Source organism: Chlorobium ferrooxidans DSM 13031 (assembly GCF_000168715.1).
Classification (GTDB): domain Bacteria; phylum Bacteroidota; class Chlorobiia; order Chlorobiales; family Chlorobiaceae; genus Chlorobium; species Chlorobium ferrooxidans.
In genome coordinates, this window is sequence record NZ_AASE01000008.1 from 1 (window position 1) to 17,391 (window position 17,391).

The following is a 17,391-nucleotide window of genomic DNA, read 5'->3' on the forward strand; positions in this document are numbered from 1 at the left end:
TCAAGATCGACGATATGGAGCATCTTGGCATTCTGCTTGCGCCAGATGATTGCCATGTCGCGGGGATTGTCGAGATAGATCTTTTTCTGGTTGAAGTCACCGCGGGTAAGCCGGACACACTTGCCCTCTTTTATATCTATGGCTGGAATGATCAACATAAGGTATTAATAGATGTGCCCAGGAAAGAATCAAAAAACTGTTTTAGCATTCGGCAAAGTTTTTCAGCACCTGCAAGCCGGCATCGGAACTTTTTTCCGGATGAAACTGAACAGCAAAAATACCATTTTTTTCTATGGCCGAACAAAAATTTTTTCCGGCATACCAGGTTGTCGCAGCAATTGCATCCGTACTATGCGGCTCACAGTAGAACGAGTGAACAAAGTAGAAAAATGCATGGTCAGCAACTCCCCGGAACAGCACACTCTCCTTCTGCTGATCGACGGAGTTCCATCCAATCTGAGGGATTTTATCGGTTTCGCTCCTGAAATGCAGCACCCTGCCGGGAACAAGGTTCAAACCCCTGTATGCACCCATCTCCTCACTGTCTGAAAGGAGAAGCTGCATGCCCAGGCAGATGCCGAGAAGCTGACCCCCTTTGTCTACATGCTCCAGAATTGCTTCACTGAAACCGCTCCTGTTGAGTGTCTCTATCGCCTGGCCAAACGCACCGACACCGGGAAGAACAACCTTGCTGCAGCCGGCAAGCTTGCAGGGATCACTGCTGACCATGGCCCTGACTCCGAGAAAATCAAATGCCTTCTGGACAGAGCGAAGGTTACCTGCACCGTAATCGGCAATAAAAAGCATGAAAAAAACGTTAAGATTACTCGCAATATGCAGGTAAACAGCCGCAACCGCACGACCTCTCCCTTCTGCACGATTTTTTTATTGTGTATTTAATTCTTATAATAAAAACTTTTGCACCTTACCGAAAAGTCTCCACTATCATACGAAATCGAAGAGCCAATGTATACAATCATCTCCTCAGTTTTTTTAGCGGAAAATATCAAAAAAATTGAAATAGAGGCCCCTCGGATCGCCAAAAAAAGAAAAGCCGGTCAGTTCGTCATGATCAGAGTCGGCCAGACCGGTGAAAGAGTGCCTCTGACCATTGCGGGCTCTGATCCTGAAAAAGGAACCATTACCATCATTGTCCAGGGAATGGGTAAATCCACCAGAGAGCTGAACAGCAAGGAGGCCGGAGATACCATCAGTGATATCGTCGGACCACTCGGCACACCGTCGCATATCGAGAAATTCGGTACTGCCGTCAGCATCGGCGGAGGTGTAGGCACCGCCATTGCCTATCCGACAGCAGTAGCACTCAAGGAGGGAGGCAATTATGTCATCACCATCAACGGTGCACGTTCAAAAGATCTGGTCATCCTTGAAGAGGAGATGAAGGCGGTAAGTGATGAAGCATACATTACAACCGATGACGGCTCATACGGCTTTCACGGCTTTGTTACCCAGAAACTCCAGCAGCTTATTGACTCGGGTAAAAAAATTGATTATGTGCTTGCAATTGGACCGATTCCGATGATGCGGGCAATTGCTGAAGTTACCCGTCCCTACAACATCAAGACCATGGTGAGCCTTAACCCTATTATGGTTGACGGCACCGGCATGTGCGGCGGATGCAGGGTTACAATCGGCAACGAGATCAAGTTTGCCTGTGTTGACGGCCCCGAATTTGATGCCCATCTGGTCGATTTTAAAAATCTTACGGACCGCAACAAGCTCTACCTGCCGGAAGAGAAGCAGTCGGCTGAAACGTTTGCCCACCAGTGCAATCTCAACAAGCTGGGCTGATTTCAAACCGTTCATCCCGTTTTATTGGCCTGAAAAGTGACTCCCCTTGTCATAAAGGGAGAGCTATCGCAGTATCAACAAACTCTCTTTTTCAGAAGGATTACTATGGACGCACAGCATATCACTAAAAAAGAACGCATGGCAATCCCCCGTCAGGAGATGCCGGCGCAGAATCCGGACGTTCGCAACAAAAATTTCAGGGAGGTCAATCTTGGCTATACCGCTGAACTGGCTCAGGAGGAGGCGCTCCGATGTATTCAGTGCAAGGATGCCCCCTGTATCAAGGGGTGCCCCGGTCAACATCAAGATTGATCAGTTCATCAAACTGATCGCCGAAGGTGATTTCACCGGTGCGGCCCGAAAGATCAAGGAGGATAATGTTCTTCCCGCTATCTGCGGAAGAGTCTGCCCCCAGGAGGATCAGTGCGAGAAAGAGTGCGTTGTCGGCAGAAAAAACAAACCTGTCGCCATCGGCAACCTTGAACGCTTTGCTGCCGATTACGAGCGTGAGAGCGGAAGTGTGGAGCTGCCGAAAGTACAGCCGGCAACCGGTAAAAAAATCGCAGTTATCGGAAGCGGGCCTGCCGGTCTGAGCTGCGCCAATGACCTCATACAGCTTGGTCATGCCGTAACAGTTTTTGAAGCACTGCATGAACTGGGCGGGGTGCTGATGTACGGCATTCCCGAATTCCGCCTTCCCAAATCAATTGTACAGGGTGAACTTGAAGGGCTCAAAAAACTCGGTGTGAATTTTGTAACCAATACCGTTGCAGGCCGTACCGTTACCATTGACGAGCTTTTGAAAGATGAGGATTTTGATGCGATTTTTATCGGTGTAGGTGCCGGTCTGCCATGGTTCATGGGTATTCCCGGTGAAAATCTGCTCGGAGTCTATTCCGCCAATGAGTTCCTCACCAGGGTCAACCTGATGAAGTCCTATCAGTTCCCGGACAATGACACCCCGGTATTCAACTGCAAGGGGAAAAATGTTGCCGTTTTCGGTGGCGGAAATACCGCCATGGATGCCGTACGCACCGCCAAACGGCTTGGCGCTGAGCACGCCTACATCGTCTACCGCCGCTCGGAAGCGGAAATGCCCGCCCGTAAAGAGGAGATCCATCATGCAAAGGAAGAGGGCATAGAGTTCCTGCTGCTCATGAACCCTCTGGAGTTTATCGGCAATGAGCAGCAGTGGCTGACGGGAGCAAAATGCCTTAAAATGGAGCTGGGTGAACCAGACGAATCAGGAAGGCGCAAACCGGTACCGATAAAGGATTCCGAGTTCATTCTCCCGATTGATATGGCAATTATCTCGATCGGCAACGGCTCCAATCCGCTGATCAATCAGACCACACCGGATATCGCTGTCAGCAAGCGGGATACCATTGTTGTCGATATCAACACGATGGCAACCTCAAAGGAGAATGTCTATGCCGGCGGGGACATTGTAACCGGCGGAGCGACCGTCATCCTTGCCATGGGCGCAGGACGGACTGCCGCCAAAGCCATTCACGAAAAGCTTACCGCCTGAGGTAATACCTGAAAATGCCCTTACACAGCAGAATGAGAGAGGAAAGTCCTCTCTCATTCTTGGAACCAATCCCGTGACCAGAAATGAGCGAACTTTACAGATTCGGTATCTCCCTTGAAAAGACACTGATCGACGCGTTCGACCGCCATATTGAAGCACAGCATTACAAGAGCCGCTCGGAAGCATTGCGGGATCTTATCCGTGAAGAGCTCATCAGAAAGCAGTGGACCGAAGGGGGCACGGTTGCCGGGGCCATTGTCATGACCTATGACCATCACAAGCGTGAACTGGTCAACCTGCTCCTTGATATCCAGCATGACTTTCAGGAGACCATCATTTCAACCCAGCACGTTCACCTCGACCATCACCACTGCCTTGAAATTATTGCCGTAAAAGGCCGTGCCTCCGATGTTGAAAAACTTGCCACAACCCTCAAGGTCCAGGTCGGAGTCAAGCATCTGAGCCTGAGCATCTCTTCATCCGCCGGCTGAATCAAAAAAAACGGCATGTATTGAGCAGCGGTGCATTTTTTTTTGAATAAAGTAACACGATTATTATTTTAGTGCTATCAGTAAACCCGATCAGCTTTAAAATTAATCCCGCGAACCTTGATCCCCATGCTGAAAAAAAGCGCTGTTTTCATTTTCACCCTTCTGGTATCAACAAACGCCTACGCGACCCATCCGCTCGTAACTGATGATACCGGTACCCAGGGAAAGGGAAAATTCCAGATTGAAATCAACAGTGAGTTCGCAAGCGACAGCCGGGACGGTGGCACAGAAAAAGAGCACAGCGGAGAGGCTGCAGCGGCTCTCTCCTGGGGCATTGCCGACAATATTGACCTCGTCACAGCTCTGCCCGAAAAATGGCTGTCGATAAAATCTAATGGCATTACGTCACAGGATGCAAGCGGCATCGGGGATATGACAATCGAAATGAAATGGCGTTTTTTTGATGATGAAACAACCGGTTTAAGCTTTGCCCTGAAACCGGGCATCACCATACCAACAGGCAATGCCCAAAAAGGGCTGGGAAGCGATCTATTCCAGGAGAGCTTGCTACTCATTGCAACCCGTGCAGCCCGTCTCGGAGCCGTGCACTGCAATCTCGGCTACAGCCGTATCGAAAAGGGTGATGATAATGCAAGAAACCATATCTGGCATGCTTCTATCGGAACCGAAATCAATGTAACGGGAGATCTTCGTGCCGTTCTGAACTCAGGAATTGAAACGAATGAAGCAAAGGCGTCAAAAAAGCATCCTGCGTTTCTTCTCGGGGGAGTCATTTGCGCTGTTGCAGAGAGTCTTGATCTTGATTTCGGCCTCAAATACGGACTCAATGAAGCTGAAACCGATACAGCTTTTCTTGCCGGACTGGCCGCCCGGTTTTAACGGTCGGAAATCTGTTTTCAACAAATCCGCTCATTGCAGTTTGGTGACACAATTATTAATTTCATAGCACGAAGATCAACAACCTGGAGGAACTATCATCATGCACATGTCTGACGCGCTACTCTCACCGGTTGTCGGCGGCACATTCTGGATTGCAAGCGGGGCGCTCATCGGCTATTCGGCAAAAAAAATCACCGAAGAGAACGACAACAGCAAAACAGCGTTCATGGGTGTACTCGGAGCATTTGTTTTTGCTGCACAGATGATCAACTTCACCATTCCCGGCACCGGTTCAAGCGGTCATCTTGGCGGGGGACTGCTGCTTGCGGTTCTGCTGGGCCCATACCGGGCATTTATTACGCTGGCCTCGGTACTCATCATTCAGTGCCTCTTTTTTGCGGATGGAGGCCTCCTGGCCCTTGGCTGCAATATCTTCAACCTGGCATTTTTCCCTGCATTTATTGCATTTCCGTTTATCTATCGTGTTGTCGCCGGTGGTTCTGCATCACCGGAAAAACTTGCTTTCGGCAGCTTAATGGCCGCCACAGCGGCTCTTTTGATGGGTGCACTCTCCGTTGTGCTGCAAACGGTTTTATCGGGAATAACTGAGTTACCGTTCAGCACTTTTCTGCTTTTCATGCTGCCGGTCCATCTTGCTATCGGTATTGTAGAGGGTCTGGTTACCTGGGGAGTACTCGTTTTCATTGCACGAACAGAGCCGTCTCTGCTCGTTCCCTCCGGAGCCGCCGTTCATCCCCGTTCGACTTTCGCACTCTTTGCTGTTCTTGCGCTCCTCGTCGGAGGGGTACTCTCCTGGTATGCCTCCCCGCAACCCGACGGCCTTGAATGGTCAATAGCGAAAGTATCGGGTTCCTCAGAGTTCCGCCCGGCCAGCGAACCTCTGCATGAGACCCTTGCTGCTCTGCAGCAGAAGGTCGCATTCCTGCCCGATTACGGCTTCAAGTCCACCACGGAATCCCTCAGGAACCCGGAATCACCTGTAAATGCGGGCACAACTCTGTCCGGTATCGTCGGAAGTCTTTCCGTCCTTGCTGCAGCCGGAACCATAGGCCTGCTACTGGGCAGAAAACGAACTGAAGCGGAACGCCAGTGATGCGCTCCCGACTCCACTCAGATGACTCTGGCAGTACCGGGCATGAAAAAGCAACTCCGGTCTCTCTATTCCTCGGGAGTGACCGCTCTGCCCTAATCGTGACGGTTCTCTTTGTTTTCTCACTGCTTTCGGTTCCGAAATTCAACCTTCCGGGAGTAATTGCTTTCGGGACCTTTCCGCTATTTCTCATGTTTGCGACAAGGCTTGACGTGAACATCATTGTGAAACGACTGTTGCAGATCTCCCCCTTCGTGCTCTTTATGGCTGCCGGAAATCTCGTGCTGGACCGGAACCCCGTCATGACTATCTCCGGTATAACCCTCAGCGGAGGCATGATTTCCGGTACGGTTATTGTAGCAAAAACAATCATTTCCGTTGCCGGTCTCCTCACCGTTACCCTCTGCATTCCGTTTTATCGTATCTGCTGCGCGCTTGAATCACTTCATGTTCCAGATCTCCTGATAACACAGCTTATACTGCTCGAGCGCTACAGCTCCGTTTTGCATAAAGAGGCTCAGGCAATGCAGAAGGCAAGGGATATCCGCTCGTTCGGCAGGAGAGGAAAAGGGCTCTTTCGAACAGCTCCTCTCCTTGGATCATTGCTATTGAGAACAACAGACCGTGCCGAAAGGCTTTACCGCAGCATGAGTGCCAGAGGTTTCAATGGACGGCTCGCAAGCCGCTCTCCTGCGAACATGAGCCCTCAAGAGTGGAAAACCGTTGGACTCTGGACGCTCTTTTTCCTGGCGCTTCGCCTGATCTTTTAATTATCACCTGAATGATCTCCATTGAAGGACTCTCTTTTTCCTACCCTGACGGAACAAAAGCAATCGACAACGTAACCCTTGACGTAACCGAAGGGAGTGCCGTCGGTATTGTAGGAGCAAACGGGGCAGGGAAATCGACACTGGTCAATCACCTGAACGGCTACTACCTTCCAGGGGCGGGCTCCATTTCGATTGGCGGCATCAAGGTGTGCAGAAAAAATCTTGACCGGATCCATAAACTGGTGGGCCTGCTTTTTCAAAACCCGGATGACCAGCTCTTTACGGCAAGGCTTTACGATGATGTGGCCTTCGGACCGGAGAATCTCGGCATGAATCGTGCGGATATCGCCATCCTGGCGGAAAAGGTGCTCCGGGAACTGAATCTCTGGGAGCTGCGCGATAAACCTCCGGCTCACCTCTCGCAGGGTCAGAAGCGGTTTGCCTCCTTTGCCACCGTGCTGGTCATGAAGCCGGATGTGATTGTCATGGATGAACCGACGTCGGATCTTGATCCAAAAAACCGGAGAAAACTGATCAACCTGGTAAATTCGCTTGGAATAACAAAAATCACGGTTTCACATGACCTCGATTTTATCTGGGACACCTGCGATCGGGTATGCATCATGAACAACGGATGCATTGCTGCCGACGGTCAGACGAGAGAAATTCTCTCCGACAGAACACTGCTTGAAGCCAACAATCTCGAGCTTCCGCTGCGCTTGCAGCAATTATAAATTTTGAATGCTGAATTTTGGATTGCAAAGAAAATCAAAAAAAGGACCTCAGGGACTTCAGGGACAGCAAGGACGAAAAGAAATATCACCATAGCGGGCGATCACACAGGATCGCCCCTACACCAATTCGTGTGATTGCGTCTGTTTCGTGATCAATAGGCTTTCCTCAGCTCTTCGACCCTTGCGCGATTTACACCGAGATCGGAAAATCCGAGCCTTGAGGAGGATCGAACATGAATAACACGCTCTTCAGGACTGAGTCTGAACTCGACATCATCGATAAAACCGATTACCGGAACCGTAAATGTTGACCAGATATACCACTGCTCTTCATGCTGCACGGTTCCGCCCTTCTCCGTAATCACTTTTTTCAAGCGCGCCATAGCCTCTTCAGGTGACCCCGAAAATGGCAGCGGGTCGATCCGGTGAATCAGGTCGCTGCTCTCACTGCTTACACAGTTTGGTGTCGGGGGGCAGGGCCTGAGTTTTCCATTCACAAGCTGAGGGCTCACCTCGGGCTGCGGCCATAACCCGGAGAGCTGAGCGGTTACCGCCCCGATTGCATCACTGAAAATATCACTCATAATATGATCCGGTTTTATTATTGTTTAAAAAAGAACGTAGAAGAGATCAGGGGCAGCAACGACGAAGAGCAGGGCAAACACACAGGTTTGCCCCTACATCCTGTTCGCGGACAATCCCTTCCTCTTTCATCTTCCTTCTTTCAATCCAAAATCCAGAATTCAAAATCCATAATCTCTTCATCTTGTCCACTTCTGTCCACCATCTCATCCTCCACGGGAGTCCACGCTCTTCCTCTTCACCCCGCAATTCGCGAAGCGAGTTCTTCAACCATCACGTTATCGATGAGCTTGACGGTGATTTCAGGAATCTCCTTTGCTTTATTCACATGGAAAACCGTCACCTCAAAAACATCACTCATCCGCACAATCGCCGTTAAATCCCTGATATAGTGGCTAACCCCGAGAAAACTCAGGGGGAGAAGACATTTGACATGGTAGGGGTTGCTCAGAAAAACTCCGTAGGGCTTCACCTTCAGGACTGTGCCGGTAAAATGCTCCCCGACATCGGGCAGTCGAGCCGGAAACCCGCCATGAGCAAGGGCTGAAGCGGAATCAGTACGAGGAGTATCTCCGCTGCGCAGATGCCCGATACGATCTCTGAGCAGTGAAAGGTCAAAATAGGTGACATTTGGTTCTGCAAGCAGTTCCCTTGCACTTAATCCCTGGGTGGAGTAGACAATAACCTCTTTTCCCTTCTCTTTCAGCGCTCTGAGCAGAGGAAGAAAATCACTGTCGCCACTGAAAAGAATAAAGGTATCATAGTGTTCACTGCCGATTAAAGCATCGACAACAAGCTCGACATCAAGATTGCCCTTCATGATAACCTCTCCGGTCTCCTTGTTGACAATTTTTTTGACCGGTTTGGAGATGATCCGGTAACCATGAGCAGTCAGTACCCTTGTAAATGCCGCATTTTCTTCCGATACCGGCTCGGATGCCGGAACGTAGTAATTGGCCTCTACCGAAGCATATCCTGTCATAAAAAAAGCCATCAGCCGTGAAAAATCTATCTGCCACCCGAGATGGCGCTGCGTATAAAACAGATTTGCGCCGTCAATAAAAACAGCCGCTCGACCCATAATATCAGCTCCTCTTCATTTTTTCAGCATCAATATGCATCCGCTCAAACTATTGGAACAACAGCGGGGTGTTAACCATTCAGTCCGATCTTTGGGAAGAGTGCAAGTAAACGCACCATTGGTCAGCAGTGCCCGGTGCTGAAAGCCGGAGAGGGTTAGCCTAAGCGGGTTATCTGCCTTGCCGCCCGGATCACGCGATCACCAAGATAGGCTATAAACTCGGGGGAAGTGTTGAGGCAGGGAATAAGTACAGCATCTTGTACCGACGTTGAGGATCTGAGCTCATCAGCACGACGAATGGTCTCATTTCCGTCGGAAAAATATCCGCAGGCAAACAGATCAACACGTACAGAGCTCTCTTTTTGAAGCTGCGAACAGATTTCAGAAAAAGAGGGGGTGGTCCAGCTCCCGCCAACATCATGATTGAGGTATCCCGTCATGATCCTGCCGTATGGATTGCGGCGGTCACCGGGAATCAGATTTCCGAGCCGTTCGGCAAAACCCAGGGTGCCTTCAAGGCCGGTCTGAAACGGAGGAACTTCACCTTTTTCGTTACTAACCAGTGTACCGTGAAAAAGAAGCAGCAGAATCCGCTCTTCATCCCTCAAAACCGGTTGATCTTTCAGCTTCTCACCGCCGGATTGAAACAGGTGATCAAGATAAAGCCTGTGCAGCTGCTCATCCGCCCAGAACCTGCTTAACACTCTGACGTTTCCGAGCTCCCCCGGGCTGCGCGAAGATTTCAGCCAGGAACAGAGCAGACCGCAGGAGAGGCTTGAGTCAACAGGTGCCATTGAGATAATTATCTGCCCGGAACAGTCACGGGTCTCTTCAATGACGCTCTCTGCATAGGGCGGTGAGGCTGAAAAAGCAGCATGCACCTCAAAATCCGGAAGATCCTGAAATGCAGATATATCCAGATAGTGCTGCAGGGCTGCGGCCTGGTCACGGGTAATCCGGTTCTGGGGGGAACAGCGGGGATCGGTACGGGCACGAATAATTTTTTTCAGCGAAGAGGATACGGCTATCGTGCGCTGCAGAAGAGCTGGAATCGGCATCACAAGTGATGCGTGAGCAAGTGTTTGACGGGTTACACGATAGTTTTCCGTAAAAAGGTTGGTCTCTGCCTCACCATGAGCGGCAAGAATAACGGCTATTTTCTCTTTTGACGGCATTCGGCGGCAATCAATATCTCAGGATTTCCCTGCTCGAACAATTCTGACATCCATCCCTTCATGAAGTCCCTTGTCGGGAACAAGAGCCACTTTATCCCCTTTTTTTAGCCCCTGCAGAACTTCAACAAAGGTCAGGTCACTGGCTCCCTGGCGAATCGGCTGCTTTTTCAGGCGACCCTTTTCGATTTTCCAGACGTAGTTCTGATGGTTTTCTTCAAAAACCGAACTTTTTCTGACCAGCAGGGCATTTTGGCGGACGTTGTAGATAATGTTTGCTGTCGCTGTCATACCAGCCTGAATAGTACCCGCCGGCTTGTCAATGGTCAGATAGATCTTGGAGGTTTTGGTGATTTTGTCCGTCTGCGGCACAATGCGCGAAACAACTGCTGAAAGCCTCTGATCAGGGTAGGCATCAAACACAACCGTGGCCTTCTGACCATTGCGGATACGCGGAATATCAAGTTCATCGACCTCAACACTGATCAGATAGCCCGCAGGATCAACCACCCTGGCCACAAGAGTACCGGCAGGGAGATAATCACCCTGCTTGACGTTCTGCAAGGTCAATACCCCGTCGAAAGGTGCCTTCACGGAGAGCTTGTTGAGATCATCCTGGCGCATCTTCAACTGTAATGCCTTCTGCTGCAGCAGCTCATCAGCCTGAACGCTCTTCTTTTCGGCTTCATCAAGATCCTGGCGGGAGATCGCTCCTTCATGGTAGAGATTTCTCTTTCTCTTCAGTTGCGCCCTGCTCTCCCGTGCCTGGGCATCCTGCTCGGCAACTGATGAACGCGCTTCACTGACGGCAAACTGGGGCTGGGGACTGTCGAAGGAGATGATGTTCTGGCCTCTTTTGACCGACTCGCCCTCCTTTGCGCCAATATGACTGACGGTTCCGGAAAATTCTGTATTGAGGTTGGCTATCGACTCCGCCTCAACAAACCCTGTAGCATAGATCGCCTGGACAAGTTCAGCATTGGTCACCTCTCCGGCCTCAATATCAACGGTATTTCCTCTTGTAATCAGGAAAAACACCGTTATAACAAACAGAACACCAAGGGCTATGGAATATTTTGGGAAAACTTTCTGTAGGGTATTCATTTATAGCTTATCTGGATAATTCAGCTTTGGGAAGTTACATGTTTTGCACTATTTCTCCATTCCGACCTTGGTTTTTCCATAATTTTATCAATCTTTAAAAACATTTTCGATTCCTGCCGCCAATAAAGGGACCGGGGTATAAAAAACACTTAATCTACAGTATCAATGGGCGATAATCAAGATAACAGGAAAAGCTTTCTTGACACCGTAAAGTTCGATGAAAAAGGACTGGTACCGGCAATTGTCCAGGATCATGAAACCGGCAAGGTTCTCATGATGGCATGGATGAACCGTGAGAGCCTTCAAATGACCTTCGACAGAAAGAAAGCCTGCTACTGGAGCCGAAGCCGCAAGGAGCTCTGGCTGAAAGGGGAATCATCCGGCAACATGCAGGATGTTCATGAAATTCTTATCGATTGCGACGGCGATACCCTGCTCCTGAAAGTCTCCCAGACAGGGGGTGCCTGTCACGTTGGCTACCACTCATGCTTTTATCGCAAGGCAAACAGTGATATGACCATGGATATCTGCGATACGCTGATGTTTAATCCGGAAGAGGTATATGGTAAAAAAAGCTGAACCAATGGCAAATCAATCCAAAGAGAACGCCAAATCCCTGAACCGGACCAAATCGAGAGCCTCCATTCAGCAGATGTTTGATGAGGTTGCTCCGACCTATGATTTTTTAAATCACCTCTTGAGTCTCGGAATAGACAATTACTGGCGGGCAAACGCCACCGGCAGGGCAAAAAAACTGTTGCAGAACACCCCTCTGCCTCGAATTCTTGATGTCGCAACCGGCACCGGTGACCTGGCTGCCTCCATGGCTAAAATAGCGGGGGCAAAGGTTACTGCGCTTGATCTTTCGCCTGAAATGCTGGTGCTCGCAAGAAAAAAATATCCGGATATAACGTTTCTTGAAGGGTATGCAGAAAAACTGCCCTTCAATGATGCAAGTTTCGATATTGTCAGCGCGGGGTTCGGCGTAAGAAATTTCGAAGACCTTGAAAAAGGAATGCAGGAGTTCCACCGGGTGCTCAAACCGGGGGGTCACACCCTCATTATTGAGCCGATGATACCGAGAAACGACGTGATGAAAAAGCTTTACCTCATCTACTTCAAAAAGGTACTGCCGAAAATAGCAGGCCTGTTCAGCAAATCCACCTTTGCCTACGACTACCTGCCCCACTCGGTTGAAAAGTTTCCACAGGCTGAAGCATTTACGGCTATTCTCAAAAAAGCAGGATTCAGCAAGGCGGACTATTTCCCCATGACCTTTGAAACCTCTATTCTCTACGTTGCGCAGAAGTAAGAGGAAGAAAGTGGACTTGAGTGGACGAAAACATGGTGGACGATAGTGGACATGGTGGACAAGATGAAGAGATTATGGTTTTTGAATTCTGAATTTTGAATTGACTGTGGGGGCGAATTTTCTCTTCACCGTTGCACTCCTTGAACTCCCTTTGGTCCTTTTCTTTTTTTACACCACCCACCTTGCCTGAAGCAGAGGGAGACGCTGAAGCATCGGAATGGAAACAAGGTAACTGCCTATACCGACAATATCGACAAGCAGATCGGCCAGCGAGGCTGAACGGCAGGGCAGAAATGACTGCACATACTCAATGGCAAGGCCATAAAGAATGAGCGGAATGATCTTGAACATCCCGAAGCGGCTCTTCGGAAAAGCAAAATCCACAAGCACGGCAAGCACAGCAAAAGCCAGAAAGTGAAGCAGCTTGTCACCGTTTTCGACATGCAGATCGACTCCGCTCCGAACCGTTGCCTGCCAGCTTATAAGTACCACCGCAGCGGTCAGCATCAGCCGGGAGAGGATCATCATATACCTTTTTTTCTCTTTCATTGCGTGCATCGTTACTGATTGTGTGCATCAAGCTCATTGCGATATTTCGAGAAGTTCCTGCATGCATGCTCCTGCTTAAAGCGATCACTTTGGATTTTTTTAATCAGCTCTACTACCTGCTCCGGCTCCATCACATGAAAAATCATGTGCATATCGCCTTTACTGAAAAGCCCGCGCTCCATCACCTCACGCTTCAGCCAGCTCAGAAGATCACTCCAGATCGCACCATACAGAATGATCGGCGTTTCGCAGATTCGCTCCACCTGGACAAGCTGCCAGGCGTAAAAGAGTTCAAGCAGTGTACCTATTCCTCCGGGGGCAACCACTACGGCATCGGAAAGTGCCATAAAGTTGTCGAGCCGACTGCTGAAAAGGGGGAACTCCTCCTTGATATCGAGAAACGGATTCGGCTCCTGCTCACGGGGAAGCCGGATGTTCAGCCCTATTGAGCGGCTCTCTGACCGGGCACTTCGGGAACCGGCATTTGCCGCCTGCATAAGCCCGGGTCCACCGCCGGTCACAATATCAAACCCCTCTTCAGCCAGCCCTCTGGCTATCGAAAAAACATCCTGATAATCCCGCTCTCCCTCATGAAGTCTTGCAGACCCGAAGATCGCCACCCGGTAATGTGGTGTCATTGCCATACTGGATCAGATTTATAACATCGCATCAAACTCATCCTCTGTAACCACCCTCACCCCGAGCTTCAACGCCTTTTCAAGCTTGCTGCCGGGATCATGGCCGGCAACAACAAGACCGGTTTTTTTACTGACTGAACCGACCACCCTGCCACCCCGCTCAATCACCAGCTCGGTGGCTTTCTGACGGTCATAACGCTCAAGCCCGCCGGTAAAAATAACGCTGATGCCCTCAAAATTCCGGTTGACCTGCTCGGGCTTTCCGGCAGCACTTACCTGAACTCCCGCTTCACGCAGCGTTTCAAAGAGAGCGGCCGATGAAGGCTTTGCAAAAAAGTCAACGATGCTGCGTGCCACAATCGGACCGACATCGGGCACCGTTGAAAGTTCCTCCTCACTGGCCTGCCGCAGAAGATCAAGCGAAGGGTATGCAGCCGAAAGCTCACGGGCGGTTGCACGACCGACATGACGGATACCGAGTGCGTAGAGCAGCCTCTCATAACTTTTTTCACGGCTCTCGGCAAGAGCCCGAACAAGATTCTGCGCGGACTTGCGGCCCATGCGCTCCAGATTTTCAAGTTGCGGCTCCTGGAGCAGGTAGAGATCTCCCACATCGCGAACAAGCTTCATCCCGACCAGCTGATCGACCAGAGCCTTGCCGAGTGTCTTGATATCCATGGCGTTGCGCGAAGCAAAGTGAAGCAGCCTTCCCCTGATTTGAGCCGGGCACTCCGCTTCATTGGGGCAGTACCAGCTCACCTCGTTCTCAGGCTTTTCGAGAGGGGTATTGCACTCCGGACAGACAACAGGAACGGCAATCGGCTCCGCATCTACCGGGCGCTCCGCAAGTACGACACTGATAACCTTTGGAATCACCTCTCCGGCTTTCTCGATAACCACACGGTCATGCACCATAAGACCGAGCCGCTCAATCTCATCGAAGTTATGCAGGGTCGAGCGCGATACGGTTGAACCGGCAAGCAAAACCGGCTTGAGTTCTGCTACCGGAGTGATGGTTCCAAGCCGGCCCACCTGGAAGAGCACATCAAGCAGCTCCGTTGCCGCCTGCTGAGCAGGATACTTGTAGGCAATTGCCCAGCGGGGGCTTTTGGCTGTCGCCCCTATCTTGTCCCAGAGCCGGACATCATTGAGCTTCAGCACCACACCGTCAGTCTCGTATGGCAGCTTCCAGCGCCTCTCGGTCCACTCTTCAATAAAGCGGTTGATCTCGTTCTGCTCACGGCAAAGCCGGTAGTGACCGCCGGTATGAAATCCCAGACGTTCGAGCATCTTCAGTCTTGAGAAATGCGAAGCGGTTTCATCACCGAGACCTTTGAGATAGTATGCAACAAAAGAGAGTCTGCGTCTGGCTACTTCAGCAGAGTCCTGAAGCTTGAGGGTCCCGGCGGTGGCATTGCGGGGGTTGGCAAAGCGGTCCTCTTCGGGGCGGGTTTCGTTAAGGTGTTCAAAATCCAGCTTCGGCATATAGACCTCTCCCCGTACCTCAATCTCCCTCCCCTCCCCCTGAAGTTCACCGGCAAGAGAACCCTCAAGCCGCAGAGGGATTGTTGCGATGGTTTTGAGATTGACCGTAATATTGTCACCCTGAACTCCGTCACCACGTGTCGCCCCCTGAACAAGAAGAGCGTCCCGATAGAGAAGCGTGACGGCAACACCGTCAAACTTCAACTCGGCTACCATCTCCTGCTCCTGCACCCCTTCAAGCAGAAGAAGCTTTCTCAGCCGGTTGCAGAACTCCTCAACCTCCTCAGGCGAGTAGGTGTTGGAGAGGCTCAGCATCGGCTCCCGGTGCCGGACAGCCGTGAACTCCTTCGTAATGGTACCGCCAACCCGCTGCGAGGGGCTGTCGGGAGTTACAAGATCGGGGAACTGCTGCTCAAGCGCAACAAGCTGCTCAAGAAGCAGGTCAAAATCGTAATCGGAGATTTCGGGTTTTGCCTCCTGATAATAGAGCCGGTTGTGGCGTTCAATCTCTCTGCGAAGCCGCAGAATCTCCTCACTGGCACTGATGATATCGGTCATTGATGACAAGTGGTTATCTGACTGGAGACCAGGCCCATCCGGCCAGATTTTTCAGAAAACCAAGCGAGCCCTGTATACCGAGTTTCTCCCAGGTCGCCGTCAGTACCCTGGGGTAGCGCCAGGCCACACGAAGCATCACATGAATAAGCTCCTCGATCTTCATTTCATCACGAAACATCGCCTGGCGATAGTGCTGGGGCAGTTCATCAAGCACAATCATAACCTCGTTCATCATGTCATTGACAAAGTTCGGTTCATCGGTGGCGGAGTTAAAACACATATATTTCATAAGATTGGCCATCGATGCAACATTTGGCTCATAGGCGCTGATCTTTTCGAGATGCCTTTTCGAGAGATTGTTGTCACTGAGAGCCCGGTCAAGGTCGGCGGTCAGATGAGAAAGGTTGCGCACCATGGATCCGAAGCCGCAGAAGGTGAGCGGAGAGCCGAGTGAAGCGGCATCCCCGAAGAGAATAATCCGGTCATCAGCAATCTCTCTGGTCCGGTTAAAGCCATCATGATAGTAGGCGGGAATGATACCGTAAACCGGGCGGAGAACCGCAAAATCCTTTCCGGGCTTTTTATACTCAGGCAGTGTACGGAAGTAGGTTTCAAACAGCCCGAGAAGTGATTTATCGTTCGGGGAGTCAACCTCATCATAGAAAAAAAGATAGGTGATATACTGCCTTGCTTCTGCAGGGAACCCTTCCCAGATAAGCTGCCTCCCGGTTCCCGAAGTGGTATCGGCCGGCGCGGTACTGACAAGAATTTCACCGGTATCGAAATCCGCATTTTCAAAACCGCTTGCAATGGTGCCGACTGTCGGGCATACATGGGTCTGGGGCATCCCCTCATTCAACTGCATGGCAACGGGAGAGAGGATGCCCATCACATCGACCAGCACCTTCGCCCTGTAGAAAAGGCTCTTTCCCTGGTTATCCTCAACCTCGACAACAATATGATCATCAAACCGGTAGCAACCGATAAACGACCGCTCCGCAACCACCCTGCATCCCGGAAAGGCCTGTACTTTGGCCTCGGCCATGCCGAGCAGCCGGTTGGCATCAACCGCACAATCAAGCACATTTTCCATATAGAGCCGCTTCTGACTGCCGTCGGGCTTGTAAAACCCTACCCATCCAGTTTTGTAGCTCCGGACAATGACGGAATCAACCTCCTGTTCGGTAAAAAGGCCTGTTGTGGAGAGATTAAGCAACTCCTGGCGTGAAATATTCCAGTCCCGTGTCGATTTTGCCGGCAGACGGCGATCAAAAACCATAACCTTCCGGCCATAGGTTCCTGCCATCACGGCAGCATGCAGGAGACCAAGTGTCCCGCCTGCATAGATGAGGTCATATTCACCGCTTATACGCGCATCGGCGGGAAGCCGCTCTGCAGGCAAAATCACCTCTCTGACAGGATGCTTCACAAGCGACCAGTACCGGTCGAGTTCACTGATCCGCTGAAGATGCTGCTCACCATCATCAAGCAATGAAAATGCCCGGTGGAGATGGGGATGGGTAAGCTTTATTTGATCGAGTGACAACGGCATAGCATACGT

The 17,391-nt window shown here is 50.8% G+C and carries 18 protein-coding genes and 1 pseudogene; 9 read left to right on the forward strand and 10 right to left on the reverse strand.

Annotated elements, in window-relative coordinates:
* Positions 1-158 (reverse strand): HisA/HisF-related TIM barrel protein (locus tag CFERDRAFT_RS05620; protein ID WP_040433269.1); only part of this gene is annotated, 158 nt, incomplete at its 3' end.
* Between the two features lie 43 nt (positions 159-201).
* Complete coding sequence (gene hisH / locus CFERDRAFT_RS05625) at positions 202-807, reverse strand: imidazole glycerol phosphate synthase subunit HisH (protein WP_006366307.1); 606 nt, start codon at positions 805-807, stop codon at positions 202-204.
* Between the two features lie 159 nt (positions 808-966).
* Here hisH and CFERDRAFT_RS05630 point away from each other — a divergent pair, with 159 nt between their 5' ends.
* The 7 genes and pseudogenes from CFERDRAFT_RS05630 (at position 967) to CFERDRAFT_RS05660 (ending at position 7,349) form a co-directional block, all read left to right on the forward strand.
* Positions 967-1,812 (forward strand): sulfide/dihydroorotate dehydrogenase-like FAD/NAD-binding protein, encoded by an 846-nt coding sequence (locus CFERDRAFT_RS05630; RefSeq protein ID WP_006366308.1) that lies wholly within the window; start codon positions 967-969, stop codon positions 1,810-1,812.
* A 105-nt stretch (positions 1,813-1,917) separates the two neighbouring features.
* A pseudogene (gene gltA / locus CFERDRAFT_RS05635) lies at positions 1,918-3,343 on the forward strand (NADPH-dependent glutamate synthase).
* Positions 3,344-3,426: 83 nt separating this feature from the next.
* Positions 3,427-3,834, forward strand: coding sequence for a nickel-responsive transcriptional regulator NikR (nikR, locus tag CFERDRAFT_RS05640; RefSeq protein ID WP_006366310.1), 408 nt, complete (start codon positions 3,427-3,429; stop codon positions 3,832-3,834).
* A 126-nt stretch (positions 3,835-3,960) separates the two neighbouring features.
* Positions 3,961-4,734, forward strand: coding sequence for a transporter (locus tag CFERDRAFT_RS05645; RefSeq protein ID WP_006366311.1), 774 nt, complete (start codon positions 3,961-3,963; stop codon positions 4,732-4,734).
* Positions 4,735-4,834: 100 nt separating this feature from the next.
* A complete protein-coding gene (locus CFERDRAFT_RS05650) occupies positions 4,835-5,848 on the forward strand; it encodes an energy-coupling factor ABC transporter permease (protein WP_006366312.1) in 1,014 nt (337 codons plus the stop codon).
* Positions 5,848-6,615 (forward strand): energy-coupling factor transporter transmembrane component T, encoded by a 768-nt coding sequence (locus CFERDRAFT_RS05655; protein WP_006366313.1) that lies wholly within the window; start codon positions 5,848-5,850, stop codon positions 6,613-6,615. The genes CFERDRAFT_RS05650 and CFERDRAFT_RS05655 overlap by 1 nt, the downstream gene beginning before the upstream one ends.
* Positions 6,616-6,626: 11 nt before the next feature.
* Positions 6,627-7,349 (forward strand): energy-coupling factor ABC transporter ATP-binding protein, encoded by a 723-nt coding sequence (locus CFERDRAFT_RS05660; RefSeq protein WP_006366314.1) that lies wholly within the window; start codon positions 6,627-6,629, stop codon positions 7,347-7,349.
* A 152-nt stretch (positions 7,350-7,501) separates the two neighbouring features.
* Here CFERDRAFT_RS05660 and CFERDRAFT_RS05665 read toward each other — a convergent pair whose 3' ends face one another.
* From CFERDRAFT_RS05665 to CFERDRAFT_RS05680, 4 genes are all read right to left on the reverse strand, one after another.
* Positions 7,502-7,933 (reverse strand): DUF1499 domain-containing protein, encoded by a 432-nt coding sequence (locus CFERDRAFT_RS05665; RefSeq protein ID WP_006366315.1) that lies wholly within the window; start codon positions 7,931-7,933, stop codon positions 7,502-7,504.
* A gap of 236 nt (positions 7,934-8,169) precedes the next feature.
* Positions 8,170-9,012: an NYN domain-containing protein gene (locus tag CFERDRAFT_RS05670; RefSeq protein ID WP_006366316.1), complete on the reverse strand. Its 843-nt coding sequence runs from the start codon at positions 9,010-9,012 to the stop codon at positions 8,170-8,172.
* 155 nt (positions 9,013-9,167) lie between these two features.
* The gene (locus tag CFERDRAFT_RS05675; protein WP_006366317.1) at positions 9,168-10,187 is read right to left on the reverse strand and encodes a ferrochelatase; all 1,020 of its coding nucleotides are present in this window, start codon (positions 10,185-10,187) and stop codon (positions 9,168-9,170) included.
* An 18-nt stretch (positions 10,188-10,205) separates the two neighbouring features.
* On the reverse strand, positions 10,206-11,288 hold the full coding sequence (locus CFERDRAFT_RS05680; protein WP_006366318.1) for an efflux RND transporter periplasmic adaptor subunit: 1,083 nt from the start codon (positions 11,286-11,288) through the stop codon (positions 10,206-10,208).
* 165 nt (positions 11,289-11,453) lie between these two features.
* Here CFERDRAFT_RS05680 and hisI point away from each other — a divergent pair, with 165 nt between their 5' ends.
* Positions 11,454-11,867, forward strand: a complete 414-nt coding sequence (gene hisI / locus CFERDRAFT_RS05685) for a phosphoribosyl-AMP cyclohydrolase (RefSeq protein WP_006366319.1) — start codon at positions 11,454-11,456, stop codon at positions 11,865-11,867.
* Complete coding sequence (gene ubiE, locus CFERDRAFT_RS05690) at positions 11,851-12,600, forward strand: bifunctional demethylmenaquinone methyltransferase/2-methoxy-6-polyprenyl-1,4-benzoquinol methylase UbiE (protein WP_006366320.1); 750 nt, start codon at positions 11,851-11,853, stop codon at positions 12,598-12,600. Before hisI ends, ubiE begins: the two co-directional genes overlap by 17 nt.
* A 168-nt stretch (positions 12,601-12,768) precedes the next feature.
* Here the strand turns inward: ubiE and CFERDRAFT_RS05695 are convergent, their stop codons facing one another.
* Genes CFERDRAFT_RS05695 through CFERDRAFT_RS05710 form a run of 4 tightly spaced genes read right to left on the reverse strand, consistent with a single transcriptional unit; the run spans position 12,769 to position 17,382 of the window.
* On the reverse strand, positions 12,769-13,149 hold the full coding sequence (locus CFERDRAFT_RS05695) for a VanZ family protein (RefSeq protein WP_232209767.1): 381 nt from the start codon (positions 13,147-13,149) through the stop codon (positions 12,769-12,771).
* A gap of 11 nt (positions 13,150-13,160) precedes the next feature.
* Positions 13,161-13,787 carry an LOG family protein gene (locus tag CFERDRAFT_RS05700; RefSeq protein WP_040433290.1) on the reverse strand — a complete coding sequence of 209 codons (627 nt, stop codon included), beginning with the start codon at positions 13,785-13,787 and terminating at the stop codon, positions 13,161-13,163.
* Between the two features lie 18 nt (positions 13,788-13,805).
* Entirely contained in the window at positions 13,806-15,830 is a 2,025-nt protein-coding gene (ligA, locus tag CFERDRAFT_RS05705) for an NAD-dependent DNA ligase LigA (RefSeq protein WP_006366326.1), read from the reverse strand.
* 13 nt (positions 15,831-15,843) lie between these two features.
* On the reverse strand, positions 15,844-17,382 hold the full coding sequence (locus CFERDRAFT_RS05710) for a hypothetical protein (RefSeq protein ID WP_006366328.1): 1,539 nt from the start codon (positions 17,380-17,382) through the stop codon (positions 15,844-15,846).
* Between the last annotated feature and the right edge of the window lie 9 nt (positions 17,383-17,391).

Bases quoted from the DNA above. Each gene is read 5' to 3' on its own strand.
- hisH (WP_006366307.1), bottom strand. From the start codon at position 807: ATGCTTTTTATTGCCGATTACGGTGCAGGTAACCTTCGCTCTGTCCAG.
- CFERDRAFT_RS05630 (WP_006366308.1), top strand. From the start codon at position 967: ATGTATACAATCATCTCCTCAGTTTTTTTAGCGGAAAATATCAAAAAA.
- nikR (WP_006366310.1), top strand. From the start codon at position 3,427: ATGAGCGAACTTTACAGATTCGGTATCTCCCTTGAAAAGACACTGATC.
- CFERDRAFT_RS05645 (WP_006366311.1), top strand. From the start codon at position 3,961: ATGCTGAAAAAAAGCGCTGTTTTCATTTTCACCCTTCTGGTATCAACA.
- CFERDRAFT_RS05650 (WP_006366312.1), top strand. From the start codon at position 4,835: ATGCACATGTCTGACGCGCTACTCTCACCGGTTGTCGGCGGCACATTC.
- CFERDRAFT_RS05655 (WP_006366313.1), top strand. From the start codon at position 5,848: ATGCGCTCCCGACTCCACTCAGATGACTCTGGCAGTACCGGGCATGAA.
- CFERDRAFT_RS05660 (WP_006366314.1), top strand. From the start codon at position 6,627: ATGATCTCCATTGAAGGACTCTCTTTTTCCTACCCTGACGGAACAAAA.
- CFERDRAFT_RS05665 (WP_006366315.1), bottom strand. From the start codon at position 7,933: ATGAGTGATATTTTCAGTGATGCAATCGGGGCGGTAACCGCTCAGCTC.
- CFERDRAFT_RS05670 (WP_006366316.1), bottom strand. From the start codon at position 9,012: ATGGGTCGAGCGGCTGTTTTTATTGACGGCGCAAATCTGTTTTATACG.
- CFERDRAFT_RS05675 (WP_006366317.1), bottom strand. From the start codon at position 10,187: ATGCCGTCAAAAGAGAAAATAGCCGTTATTCTTGCCGCTCATGGTGAG.
- CFERDRAFT_RS05680 (WP_006366318.1), bottom strand. From the start codon at position 11,288: ATGAATACCCTACAGAAAGTTTTCCCAAAATATTCCATAGCCCTTGGT.
- hisI (WP_006366319.1), top strand. From the start codon at position 11,454: ATGGGCGATAATCAAGATAACAGGAAAAGCTTTCTTGACACCGTAAAG.
- ubiE (WP_006366320.1), top strand. From the start codon at position 11,851: ATGGTAAAAAAAGCTGAACCAATGGCAAATCAATCCAAAGAGAACGCC.
- CFERDRAFT_RS05695 (WP_232209767.1), bottom strand. From the start codon at position 13,149: ATGAAAGAGAAAAAAAGGTATATGATGATCCTCTCCCGGCTGATGCTG.
- CFERDRAFT_RS05700 (WP_040433290.1), bottom strand. From the start codon at position 13,787: ATGACACCACATTACCGGGTGGCGATCTTCGGGTCTGCAAGACTTCAT.
- ligA (WP_006366326.1), bottom strand. From the start codon at position 15,830: ATGACCGATATCATCAGTGCCAGTGAGGAGATTCTGCGGCTTCGCAGA.
- CFERDRAFT_RS05710 (WP_006366328.1), bottom strand. From the start codon at position 17,382: ATGCCGTTGTCACTCGATCAAATAAAGCTTACCCATCCCCATCTCCAC.